Source organism: Deltaproteobacteria bacterium (assembly GCA_016234845.1).
In the GTDB taxonomy this organism is placed as follows: domain Bacteria; phylum Desulfobacterota; class Deferrimicrobia; order Deferrimicrobiales; family Deferrimicrobiaceae; genus JACRNP01.
The window spans coordinates 1-12,098 of sequence record JACRNP010000017.1 but is presented as its reverse complement, the minus strand read 5'-3'; the positions used below and the strand labels follow the sequence as shown (position 1 = coordinate 12,098).

The following is a 12,098-nucleotide window of genomic DNA, read 5'->3' as shown; positions in this document are numbered from 1 at the left end:
GACCTCCTGGTTCGCCAGCCCGTGGAGGGGGCCAGCCAGCCCGTTGATGCCGGCGGACAGGGAGTAGTAGGCGTCGGAGAGCGCCGAGGCGACGAGGTGCGTCGTGTGCGCGGAGACGTTGCCCGACTCGTGGTCGGAGTGGAGGATGAAGTACATCCGCGCCACGTCGTCGTAAGGCTTGGCGAATCCCATCATGTGGGCGAAGTTGCCGCCCAGGTCGAGCTTCGGGTTCGACGCGATCGGCGTGTCCGCCTTGTACTTCATCCGGTAGATGTACGCGGCGATCTCGGGGAGCTTCGCCATGAGGTTCGTGCAGTCCTCGTACATCGGATCCCAGTACTCCGTCTTCTTCATCCCCTCGTTGTACCGCTTCACGAAGAGGGATTCCCGCTGCATGGAGAGGATCGCGGCGGAGAACATCGTCATCGGGTGGGTGTCCCGCGGCCTCGAGCGGAGGACGTCGAACACGTACTGGGGAACCTGGGCGCGGGACCTGAAGTCCTCGGCGACCGCCAGCGCCTCCTCCTTCGTCGGAACGTCCCCGGTCATCAGGAAGTACCAGAAACCTTCCACGTACGGGTATTCGGATCCCGGCACCTTGGGCAGCGCCGCGAACGTCTCGGGGATCGTCTTGCCGCGGAAGCGGATCCCTTCCTGGGGGTCGAGGTAGGAAATGTCGGTGACGAGGCAGCGGACGTCGCGGGCGCCGCCGATGCACTGGTCGATGGTCACCTGGTCGATCACGATCTTGCCCTGCTCCTTGACCAGCTTGGTCGTGCGCGGCCGGTGGGCCTGGATCTTCTCCAAGAGTTTCGCCTTGAGGTTCGACACGTTTGCGCTTCTCCTTTCGTCGGCTTTTTCTATGACCGGTGCCATTCTCCCGACCTCCTCTCGTCCGGCAGGGGGAAGGCGCGCGTCGCGCCTCCCGCGGTTGGAATCGAAACTCCTCCTTTCCGATTTGAATTGGCCGAAACGGGAATCGCGATCGATTGTGTCTGATTCAGGGCTGCGGCATCCGAGCTGCGAACTGTATACCGTATACACAATACAAAGGATGATATCTAGTTAGCAGGAAAGACCGGGCGAAGTCAAGAATAAAGAAAACCCGTTTGACTGCGCGCGATTTCTGTTCTAGGATTGAGCACTTACGGACGACGAACCGATGACGATCCGGGACGAGAAAATCCTCCTTTTCGACGGGGCCTGCGGGACCAGCCTGCAGCGGATGGAGATCCCCGCCTCCGCCTGGCAAGGGCGCGACGGGTGCAACGAATTCCTCAACGTTTCCGCGCCGGAGGTGATCCGGGAGTGGCACGCCTCCTTCCTCTCCGCGGGCGCGATGGTGCTGGAAACGAACACCTTCGGCGCCAACCGGATCGTGCTCGCCGAGTACGGCCTCGAGCACCGGGTCGGGGAGATCAACCGGGCGGCGGTGGAAAACGCGCGCGAGGCGATCCGCCGGACCGGAACCCGGGCGTACGTCGCCGGATCGATCGGGCCGACGACGAAGCTCCCCTCCCTCGGCCACATCGCGTACGAACCGCTGGCCGCGGCGGTCGCGGAGCAGGCGCGCGAGCTCCTCTCCGCGGGCGCGGACCTGCTGATCCTCGAGACGTGCCAGGACCTGCTGCAGGTGAAGATCGCCCTCGTGTCCTGCTTCGAGACGCTCGAGGCGTCGAAGCGCGACGTCCCCGTCATGGTGTCCCTCACCGTCGAGAGCACGGGCACGATGCTGGTGGGGACCGACGTGGCGGCCGCGCTGGCCGCGATCGAGCCGTTCCCCGTCTTCTCCATCGGGCTGAACTGCGCCACGGGCCCCGAGGGAATGACCTCCCACATCCGGCACCTGTGCCGCAACTATCCCGGGCGGGTTTCCTGCATGCCGAACGCCGGCATCCCGCAGGTCTCCGGGGGGAAGACGCTCTATCCGCTCTCCCCCGAGGCGTTCGCGGCCCGGCTTTCCGCGTTCGTCCGGGACGAGGGGGTCTCGATCGTCGGGGGATGCTGCGGCACCGCTCCGGAACACATCCGGGCGCTGCGCGACGCGCTCCGGGGAGTCGAGCCGGCGGCCCGGGAGGTTTCCTGGAAACCGGCCCTTTCGAGCCTCTACCAGGCGGCGGAGATCCGGCAGGAGATCCCCCCCTTCCTGATCGGCGAGCGATGCAACGCCAACGGGTCGAAGCGGTTCCGGGAACTGCTCCTTTCGGACGACTTCCACGGAGCCCTCCGCGTGGCGCTCGAGCAGCAGGAGGACGGCGCGCACGCCGTGGACCTGTGCACCGCGTACGCCGGCAGGGACGAGGTCGCGGACATCGCCGCGATGGCGCGCCTCTTCGCCCAGTCGGTGCACGCGCCGATGGTCATCGACTCCACCACCCCCGAATGCGTGGAGGCGGCGCTCCGGATCCACCCGGGCCGCTGTCTCGTCAACTCGGTGAACCTGGAGGACGGCGGGAAGAACCTCGAGCGGATCTGCCGCCTGGCCCGGAAGTACGGGGCCGCGGTGATCGCGCTCACCATCCACGAGAAGGGGATGGCGATGACCGTGGAGGAGAAGGTCGGGACCGCCCGCGCCATCCACGACCTCGCCGTCGGGCGGTACGGCCTGCGACCCTCCGACCTGCTCTTCGACGTCCTCACCTTCACCGTGGGATCGGGCGACGCCACCCTTTCGGACGCCGCCTCCGCCACCGTCCGGGCGGTCCGCCGGGTGAAGGCCGAACTTCCCGGGGTCCTCACCTCCCTCGGGGTCAGCAACGTCTCCTTCGGCCTCTCCCCCGCCTCCCGCAAGGTCCTCAACTCCGTCTTCCTCCACGAGGCGGTGGCGGCGGGCCTGGACGCGGCGATCGTCGACGCCGGAAAGATCGTGCCGATGTCCGCCATCCCGGACGATGACCGGGAGGCGTGCCTCGACCTCATCTACAACCGCCCCCGTGCCGACGGGGAGCCGCCGCTGTCCGCCTTCATCCGCCGGTTCGCGGATGTTCCTCCCCCCCCGGAGGGGACGAAGGCCGACGGGAACCTGCCCGCCCTCTCCCCGGAGGAGGAGCTCGCCGCGAAAGTCGTCGGGGGGGACAAGGACGGCCTGGAGGACCTCCTCGCGATCCTGCTCTCCCGGCGTCCCGCCGCCTCGATCATCAACCAGCACCTCGTCCCGGCGATGCGCCGCGTCGGGGAGCTGTTCGGCCGCGGGGAGATGCTCCTGCCCTTCGTCCTCAAGTCGGCCGAGGTGATGAAGCGCGCCGTCGACCGGCTCGCCCCCTTCCTGGAGAGATCGGAGCGGGAGGAGGGGAAGAAGATTCTCCTCGCCACCGTGGCGGGGGATGTCCACGACATCGGGAAGAACCTCGTGGACATCATCCTTTCCAACAACGGGTACCGGGTGGTCAACCTCGGGATCAAGGTTCCGGCGGAGACGATCATCGAAAAGGCGAGGGAACTCGGAGTCGACGTGATCGGATTGTCCGGGCTGCTCGTCAAGTCGGCCCTGGTGATGAAGGAGAACCTGCCGCAGTTCGCCGCGGCGGGCCTGCGCGTTCCGGTGCTCCTGGGCGGCGCGGCGCTCACGGAAAAATTCGTGGCGCAGGAGTGCGTGCCGGGGTATCCGGGATCCGTGGTCTACTGCGCCGACGCGTTCGCCGGGCTTTCGGCGCTTCGGGAGTTCGAGGCGGGGACGCTCTCCTCCACCGTCTTCGACGCTTCGGCGCCCCCGGCCATGACCCCCGGCCCCCGGGGGGCCGCGGTCGCGCGCGACGTTCCCACGCCGGTCCCTCCGTTCCTCGGGAGGCGGCACGTGGAGGGGATCGACCCGAACCTCCTGTACCCCTTCGTGAACGAGCAGGCGCTCTTCCGCGGCCGGTGGGGGTACCGCCGCGGCAAGATGACCGCCGAGGAGTACGAGGCGCTGATCCGGACGAAGGTCCGCCCGATGTACGAGGACCTCAAGGCGTGCGGCGCGGCCGAAGGGGTGCTCTCTCCGAAGGTGGCGTACGGCTGGTTCCGCTGCCGATCGGAGGGGGACGCGCTCGTGGTGGAGGACGGCGGGCGGTCCTTCCGGTTTCCGTTCCCGCGGCAGAAGAACCCGCCCCACCTGTGCATCGCCGACTACTTCCGGACGGGGGAGGAGGGCGGCGACATCGCCGGCTTCTTCGTCGCGACGGTGGGGGAGGAGGTCGGCCGGGCGGCGCGCGAACGGTTCGCCTCCGACCGGTACCACGACTACCTGATGCTGCACGCCTTCGGCGTGGAGGTTACCGACGCGCTCGCCGAGTACTGGCACGAGCGGATGCGGGTGGAGCTCGGCATCGACTCCGGCCGCCCGGACTCCTTCTCCGGGTACGTCGTCCAGGAGTACCGCGGATCGAGGTACGGGTTCGGCTACCCCGCCTGCCCGGATCTTTCGGCCCACATCGCCGTGTTCGAGCTCCTGGATCCCGGGAAGATCGGGGTAACGCTTACCGAGTCGATGGAGATGGTGCCGGAGCAGACCACGTCGGCGATCGTCGTGCACCATCCGCAGGCGAAATATTTCGCCGTGTGAAGGGAGGGCGGCCGTGAAACGGCACATCTGCTCGAACTGCGGCTACGTGTACGACCCGCGGGCCGGCGACCCGATGAGCGGAGTCCCGGCGGGGACCCCGTTCGACGCCCTCCCGGAGGGGTGGGTGTGCCCCCTGTGCTACGCCGCGAAATCCGCCTTCGACGAACTGGAGTAGACCCTGAACTTCCTGGCCCGCATGAAGAAGGCGCCGCTGGTGTTCGACGGCGCAATGGGAACGGTGATCTACGACCGCGGGGTGTTCATCAACACCTGCTACGACGAGCTGTGCCTCACGGCCCAGAAGCTCATCCTCCAGATCCACCGCGACTACGTCGAGGCGGGGGCCGAGGTGATCGAGACGAACACCTTCGGCGCCAACCCGATCAAGCTGAAACCGTACGGGCTGTCCGACCGGACGGAGGAGATCAACCGGGCCGCGGTGCGCCTGGCCCGGGAGGCGGCGGGGAAAGGGATCTTCGTCGCCGGTTCCGTGGGGCCGTGCACGGAGTCGAACCAGCGGATGCCCGACGCGTTCGCCGCCGAGGCGGAGGGCGCGTTCCGCGCGCAGATGGCCGCACTCGCCGCGGAAGGGGTCGACCTCTTCCTGCTGGAGACGTTTTCCAACCTGAACGAGCTTACGCTCGCCGCGCGCGTGGCGAAGGAGTTCGGCGGACCGGTGCTGGCCTCCTTCGTGCTGAACGAGCGGGGGGAGACGTCGCTGGGAACGAAGGCGGAGGCGATGGCGTCCGCGCTCAACGCGGACCCGCACGTGGACATCGTGGGGATCAACTGCGGCACCGGGCCGTCCGGGACGTTCGACGCCCTGCAGGCGATCCTCCCGCACACCGTGAAGCCGTTGGTCGTCATGCCGAACGCCGGCCTCCCCCGCGAGATCAGCGGGCGGGTGATGTACCTCACCAGCCCGGAATATTTCACCGAATACGCCAAGAAGTACATCGAGCTGGGGGTGCGGGGCGTCGGAGGGTGCTGCGGCACCACGCCGGCCCACATCCGGACGATGGCGCGCGCGGTGAAGACCCTCTCCGGGGTGAAGCGCCACGTCGAGGTGAAGCCCCTCCTGCGGCAGGAGACGCTGGTCTACGCGGTCCCCCCCGAGCGGAAGTCCCGCCTGGCGGAGAAGCTGCTCTCCGGGAGGAAGGTGACCTCCGTGGAGCTCCTGCCGCCGAAGTCGAGCGACATGACCGCCCTGCTCGCGAAGGCGCGGCAGTGCGCGGAGGCCGGGATCGACGCGATCAACATCCCGGACGGGCCGCGGGCCAGCGCCCGCGTCTCGCCGATGATCGCGGCGCTCTCCATCCACCGGGAGGTCGGCATCGAGCCGATCCTCCACTACTGCTGCCGCGACCGGAACCTGATCGGGATGCAGTCGGACCTGCTGGGCGGGTACGCGGCGAAGCTCGCCAACTTCCTCATCATCACCGGCGATCCCCCCAAGATCGGCGACTACCCGGACGTGACCGGCGTGTTCGACGTCGACTCGATCGGACTGGTCCAGGTGGCGTCGAACCTGAACCGGGGCGTCGACATCGGCGGGAACCCGATCGACCCGCCCACGGGGCTCTTCATCGGGGTGGGCGCGAACCCGTGCGCGGTGGACCTGGAACGCGAGATCGAGCGGTACTTCCGGAAGGTCGACGCGGGCGCCGAGTTCGCCATCACCCAGCCGGTGTTCGACCCGGAGGCGCTGCTCCGGTTCCTCGACAGGACGGGAAAGCACCACCGCACGATCCCCGTGCTCGCCGGCGTATGGCCGCTGATCAGCTTCAAGAACGCGGAGTTCATGAACAACGAGGTCCCCGGCGTGGTGGTCCCGAAGGCGATCCTCTCGCGGATGGAGCGGTGCAGGAGCCGGGAGGATGCGCGAAAGGCCGGGATCGACATCGCCCGCGGGATCGTCGGGAAGATCGCGGACCGCGTCAGCGGGTTCCAGGTGAGCGCCCCGCTCGGAAACGTGGAGACCGCGCTGGCCGTGCTCGGGAAACCGTCCGCAGGAGATCCGCGGCGAACTTTTCCTCCACTTGCTTGACAATTCCGGCGCCACTCCCTGTAAACTAACCCGGTATGGATGAGACCGCGCTGAAATTCTCCGAGGACCACGTGTGGATCCTCGAGATGGGGCAGACCGTCCGCGTGGGCCTCTCCGACTACGCCCAGGAACAGCTCGGAGAGATCATCTCCGCGACGATGGGCGAAGCGGGGAAGTTCCTCGAGCGGGGCGAGACGTTCGGCGAGGTGGAATCCCAGAAGACGGTGGTCGAGATCGCCTCCCCGATCACCGGGACGATCCGCGCGGTCAACGACGCGATGGTCGAGGACCCCACCCTGATCAACGTGGATCCGTACGGGAAAGGGTGGCTCGTCGAGATGGACCTCGACGACCCCGAGGAGCTCGACCGGCTGATGAACTTCGAAGATTACGAGACGTTCGTGGAAGAGTAGGCGCTCCCCCGGTTCGCTTTCGCGCGGCACCCTCCCGGAATTTCCGATTGAAACGCATACCCCCTGCGGATAAAATCTCTTCCTTGCGCACATCCCGCAGTAGCGATTCCTGATTCCGAAAGGGTTTCGAATGGACGACCGCGAAAAGGGCACGGAACCGCAGGAGAGATCCCGCAAGGAGGCCCTCCTCGAGAAGATCGGCATGCACGTGCCGCACGGGAAGGAGGACCGGCTCCACATCCGCCCCCGGTTCTTCAAGTTCGTCGGGTTCCTCGGGGTGCTCTTCCTCATCTTCTCCGTCGGGATGTTCGAGTTCTCCACCAGCCCCTACTTCTGCGCGAGCTGCCACATCATGGCCCCGTACTACAAGGCGTGGAAGACGTCCAAGCACAGCCACGTCCCCTGCGTGGACTGCCACTACCCGCCCGACGTCCGGGACAAGATGATCCTGAAGTTCCAGGCCCTCTCGCAGGTCGCCAAATACGTCACCCGGACCTACAGCTCGAAACCGTACGCCGAGATCAGCGACGAATCGTGCCTCCGCAAGGGGTGTCATGAAACCCGTCTTCTGCAGGGCGTCGTGACCTTCAAGCGGGGGATCCGTTTCGACCACAAGCCGCACCTGACCGACATGAAGCGCGGGAAGAAGCTCCGGTGCACCAGCTGCCACAGCCAGATCGTCGTCGGAAACCACATGGAGGTCACGGAATCGACCTGCTTCCTGTGCCACTTCCGCGGCGCGATCGAGGGGCGCCACATGAACCCGATCGGCGGCTGCGGGGAGAAGTGCCACAAGTCGCCGGAGAAGGACATCAAGTTCGGGTCGGTGACCTTCAACCACAAGGACTTCGTGGGTGCGCGGCACGTGGCGTGCCAGAACTGCCACCTCGACGCGGTGCAAGGGAAGGGCGAGGCGAAAAAGGAGCGGTGCTTCCAGTGCCACAACGACGAGAAGCGCCTCTCCCGCTTCACCGACGTGGACTTCATGCACAAGCAGCACGTCACCGACAAGAAGGTCGACTGCATGCACTGCCACGAGGAGATCAAGCACGCGGTGAAGACGTCGGTGGAGCCGCTTCGCTTCGACTGCGACGTCTGCCACGAGCACAAGCACAACGTCCAGAAGCAGCTGTACCAGGGAATCGGCGCGCGCGGGGTGCCGAACCGGCCCAGCCCGATGTTCTCGACGAACGTCGACTGCCCCGCGTGCCACTACGTGAAGAAGATGAACCCCGAGGAGACCGCCTTCCTCGGCCAGACGTACCGGGCGGGCGAGGCCGGTTGCATCAAGTGCCACGGGGAGGATTTCCGCGGGATCCTCGACGAGTGGCACAAGACGCTCAAGGACGAGATGGCGGACGCGAAGCCGGCCGTGGACAAGGCGCGGGCGCTGGCGCGGGCCGCCGGCAAGGGGAACGCCCGGGCGGTCCAGCTGGCGAAGGACGCGGAGTACAACTTCCTCTTCGTCCAGTACGGGCACGGCGTGCACAACATCGAGTACGCGGTGGACGTGCTGACGAAGGCGAAGGCCGACGCGGAGGCCGCCCTGGCGGCGTTCGGGAAACCGGTTGAGCCCAAGGCGGGCAGGAAGAAGTAACCCGGCTTCCGTAAAAAACAGGACGAAAAAAGCCCCCCGGGGGAGCGTCCCCCGGGGGGCTTTGCGTTACGCCATCAGCGGCACGTATGCGCTTCGGGCCTGCGCCCTACGCGCGGAGATGCCGCTGTTATTTCTTCCGCTTGGCGGCCAGCACCTTGTCGAGATTGCCCTGCGCCGCCTTCAGCATGTCCCGGCTCATCCGGTAGTTGTGCGTGCCGCGGCCGGCGGACACGGCCTGGTAGTTCGACTCCGCCTGCTGGAGCAGCGCCTCCTCCTGCGCGACGTTCTTCCCCGATTTCTTCGTCCGGGAGACGTACTCCTTCGCCTCCTCGAGCGCCACGGCGATGGAGTTCTCCTGCTTCGTGATCTCCTGCTTCCAGTCGAGGAGCATCTTCCCGTACTTCGCGTCGTGGCACTCCTCGCACTTCGACTTGACCGTCAGCACCGTCTGCGTCCCCTTTTTCAGCTCGTGGCATTCGACGCACTTGGTCCCCGCCGCCGCCATCACGTCGGGCGCCGGGGACGCGCCGAACGCCTTCACCTTCCCCTGGTAGAGCGCCTGCTGCGCCTTGTGGCAGTGGGCGCAGTCGATGTCCTTGCTCTCGTGGTGGCACTTCATGCACTCCGACTTGGTGACGATGCGCATCTTGTGCTTGTCCGGCGAATGGCACTTCGCGCACTCGATCCCCACGTCCTTTACGTGGAGCGCGTGGGGGAACTGCAGCTCCATCTCCCGGAAGAACACCTTGTCGGACGGCATCACGCGCGCGTGGCAGAGGGTCGCGCAGAACGCCGATGGCGAGGCGAGGATGGCGGGCTTCGGCGGTCCGCCCGCGACTCCCGCCATCCTGTACGCGGCGGACACCTGCTCGTGCCCCACCCGCAGGATCTTCAGGGCGTACTCGATGTTGTGCGCCCCCTTGCCCCCCCGCAGCAGGTCGAGGTTGGCCCGCGCGTCGGCGACCAGCGACCGGGCCTGCGCCAGCTTCCGGTCCTTCGTCGCGCCGGCGCCCACGGCCCCCTGCCCCGCCGCGACGATCCGGGCGAGCTCGGATTCGAGGTTCCGCGATTCCCGGACCCAGTCGTCGAGCATCAGGTCGTACCGCTTCCCGTGGCAGGTGACGCAGCTCCGGCGCTCCGCCGCCAGCTTGGTGCCCACCGCGCCGGAGACGCCGGTCTCCTTCACGTCGATGGTCCTCGTATGGCAGCCGTTGCACGACACCTGGGCCGAGAACATCCGCGACGGCGTGTCGGGGACCCCCTTCGCGGACGTCCCCATGTACATCTCCTTCTGGTAGCCGTGCAGCCGCTTGTGGCACCCCTCGCACTGCACCTCGAACGTCTTCACCAGCTCGACGGTGCCGTGCTTCACCTTTTCGTGGCACTTGAAGCACGGGATCGCCTTCCCCGTGACGTGGGTCCGGTGGATCGCGAGAACGTCCCCCTTCTTCTCCAGCCGTCCGATGTGGCAGTCGTAGCAGTGGGAGTCGTCCACCCTCCCGTCCCCCTCGGCCACGCGGATGTGGCACTGCTTGCACGGGACGCCGATCTTCAGGTACGACTCGTGGGAGAACTGGAAGCCGCCGTGCTCGACGACCTTGGTGGGGGTCCCGTGGCAGCCGGGGCACCCTCCCAGCGCCTGCCCGACGCTGATCCCCTTGAAGTGGCACAGGAAGCAGACGTTCGTGTCGGCCTGGACGTGGGACCCCAGGGCGATGTGGTCCCCCTGGACCACCGAGTAGTGGCAGCTGGAGCAGCGCAGCTTCTCCCCCCGCTTGAGCTTCGTCATGTGGTCCTGGTGGTCGAAGGTGATGCCGCTGCCCATCTTCGCCTTTCCGCTGGTGATCCGGCCCTCGTGGCACCCCTTGGCGAGGCACGACTCGTCCTTTACGTTCGCCCGCGGGCGCGGGTTGTAGAGGCCGGTCCAGTACTTCAACGTGGTCACCGTGATGAACACGGGCGAGAACGTGTGGCACTTGATGCAGGAGACGTTCTTGTGGTCGGACGCCTTCCACTGCGCGTAGTACGGGTCCATGTAGTGGCACACGACGCACGACTTCGGGAAGTACGCCGCCACGAAGAAGGCGCCGTTGAACACGATGAGGACTCCGACGACGATCGCGACGATCGCCAGCACCGGTTTCCGGTCCCCCCCGAGCGAACTCCACAAGGACTTGAGCCTTTCCTTCAACGCGGTCATCGGTTGACGCCCTCCGCCGACTCCCTGGCGCGTCGCGCCATGATCTCCTCGTATTCGAGGGGGTGCTCCTCCTTCATCTCGTGCTCCGTGAGCTGGCCGTGCCACCACAGGAGCGTCCCCGGGAACCGGTCCGGGTTGAAGTGGACGTTGTAGAAGTGCCAGATGACGATCGCCAGGGTGGCCAGCAGCGCCTCGTCGCTGTGCATCTCGTGGGCGATGTCGGTCACGTACTTGGGAAGGAACCGCATGACCTGGTTCTCGAACCAGAGGAAGAGGCCGGACCCGATCATGATGATGCAGCCCCAGTAGACCGCCCAATAGTCGAACTTCTCGATGTAGCTGAACCGGCCGAACCGCGGCTTGTCCGGATTCTTCCCCAGGAAGTGCCGGATGTTGTGCACGATGTCCTTCGCGTCCTGGGGCTTCGGGAGCAGCAGGACGAAGTCCCGCCGCCCGTCCCGGGACAGGATCGTGTAGACGAGGTGATGGACCATGAAGTAGATCAGCATCCCCGCCCCGATCCGGTGGACGAGTGTGGAGTTCTGGATGCCGCCCCAGAAATTGATGACGAACCGCGACAGGACGAAGCCCGGGAACTTCAGCGGCATGCCGGTGACGATGAGCAGGATGACCGAGGAGAACATCACCATGTGCTGGAACCGGAAGTTCCGGTTGAAGCGCTGGAACTTCTCGCCGTCCTCGTGCCCGTTCCCGTTCGCGTGCGGATCCCTGGCGTGCTTCGCCGCCTCCCGGCGCTCCCGGGCGGCGTGTTGGCGAAGCTCCCGCTCCATCTCCTCCCGGACCCGCCGGCGGATCCGGTCCCGCATCGCCTCGGCCTGTTCCTTCGGCAGCCCCGACAACTGTTCGTCCACGGCCGCCTCGACTTCCCTCCCGACGGCCTCTTCTCCTGCGTTCCTGCGGTCGTTCTCAGGCATCTTCGCCACTCCCTGGCGGGGGACACTCTATCCTGCAGGGGGGGGGGGACACTCTTCCCCTGATCCCCCGAAAGATCAAGAATGTCCCCCCGATTTGTGTCCCCCGAAATTGGTGGTCCCGGTCACTTCTCGCCGCGCAGCCGCCGCGTCCTGCCGTACATGTCGAGGAAGATGTGCGCGATGAGGGCGAGCATCGTCCCGATGGTCAGCCACTTGAAGAACGTCGCGGTCCAGTAGATGATCCCCGACTCCTTGTTCTTCGCGTCCACGTGGATCTTTCCCACGGCGAAGTTCGCGGATGCCCCCGGGTGGCACTTTCCGCACGTCTTCGGGACGTTCTTCGGGTTCACCGAGGAGAGGGGGTCG

At 66.5% G+C, this 12,098-nt stretch carries 9 protein-coding genes; 5 read left to right on the top strand and 4 right to left on the bottom strand.

Annotated features, from left to right (window positions below):
• Positions 1-876: citrate (Si)-synthase (locus HZB86_01610; GenBank protein MBI5904245.1), on the bottom strand; the 876-nt coding region annotated here is incomplete at its 3' end.
• A 286-nt stretch (positions 877-1,162) separates the two neighbouring features.
• Here HZB86_01610 and HZB86_01605 point away from each other — a divergent pair.
• The 5 genes from HZB86_01605 to HZB86_01585 all read left to right on the top strand — a co-directional run bounded on the left by HZB86_01605 (position 1,163) and on the right by HZB86_01585 (position 8,597).
• Positions 1,163-4,540, top strand: a complete 3,378-nt coding sequence (locus tag HZB86_01605; protein ID MBI5904244.1) for a homocysteine S-methyltransferase family protein — start codon at positions 1,163-1,165, stop codon at positions 4,538-4,540.
• Between the two features lie 13 nt (positions 4,541-4,553).
• Positions 4,554-4,715, top strand: a complete 162-nt coding sequence (locus HZB86_01600; protein MBI5904243.1) for a rubredoxin — start codon at positions 4,554-4,556, stop codon at positions 4,713-4,715.
• Positions 4,716-4,736: 21 nt separating this feature from the next.
• Positions 4,737-6,587, top strand: a complete 1,851-nt coding sequence (locus tag HZB86_01595) for a bifunctional homocysteine S-methyltransferase/methylenetetrahydrofolate reductase (protein MBI5904242.1) — start codon at positions 4,737-4,739, stop codon at positions 6,585-6,587.
• A gap of 35 nt (positions 6,588-6,622) precedes the next feature.
• Positions 6,623-7,000 (top strand): glycine cleavage system protein GcvH, encoded by a 378-nt coding sequence (gene gcvH, locus HZB86_01590; GenBank protein ID MBI5904241.1) that lies wholly within the window; start codon positions 6,623-6,625, stop codon positions 6,998-7,000.
• Between the two features lie 130 nt (positions 7,001-7,130).
• Positions 7,131-8,597 carry a NapC/NirT family cytochrome c gene (locus HZB86_01585; protein ID MBI5904240.1) on the top strand — a complete coding sequence of 489 codons (1,467 nt, stop codon included), beginning with the start codon at positions 7,131-7,133 and terminating at the stop codon, positions 8,595-8,597.
• A 127-nt stretch (positions 8,598-8,724) separates the two neighbouring features.
• On the opposite strand, the gene HZB86_01580 is transcribed toward HZB86_01585, so the two are convergent.
• The 3 genes from HZB86_01580 to HZB86_01570 all read right to left on the bottom strand — a co-directional run bounded on the left by HZB86_01580 (position 8,725) and on the right by HZB86_01570 (position 12,082).
• Positions 8,725-10,797 (bottom strand): hypothetical protein, encoded by a 2,073-nt coding sequence (locus HZB86_01580; GenBank protein ID MBI5904239.1) that lies wholly within the window; start codon positions 10,795-10,797, stop codon positions 8,725-8,727.
• Entirely contained in the window at positions 10,794-11,732 is a 939-nt protein-coding gene (locus tag HZB86_01575) for a cytochrome b/b6 domain-containing protein (protein ID MBI5904238.1), read from the bottom strand. Before HZB86_01575 ends, HZB86_01580 begins: the two co-directional genes overlap by 4 nt.
• Positions 11,733-11,854: 122 nt before the next feature.
• Positions 11,855-12,082: a hypothetical protein gene (locus tag HZB86_01570; GenBank protein MBI5904237.1), complete on the bottom strand. Its 228-nt coding sequence runs from the start codon at positions 12,080-12,082 to the stop codon at positions 11,855-11,857.
• Positions 12,083-12,098: the final 16 nt, after the last annotated feature.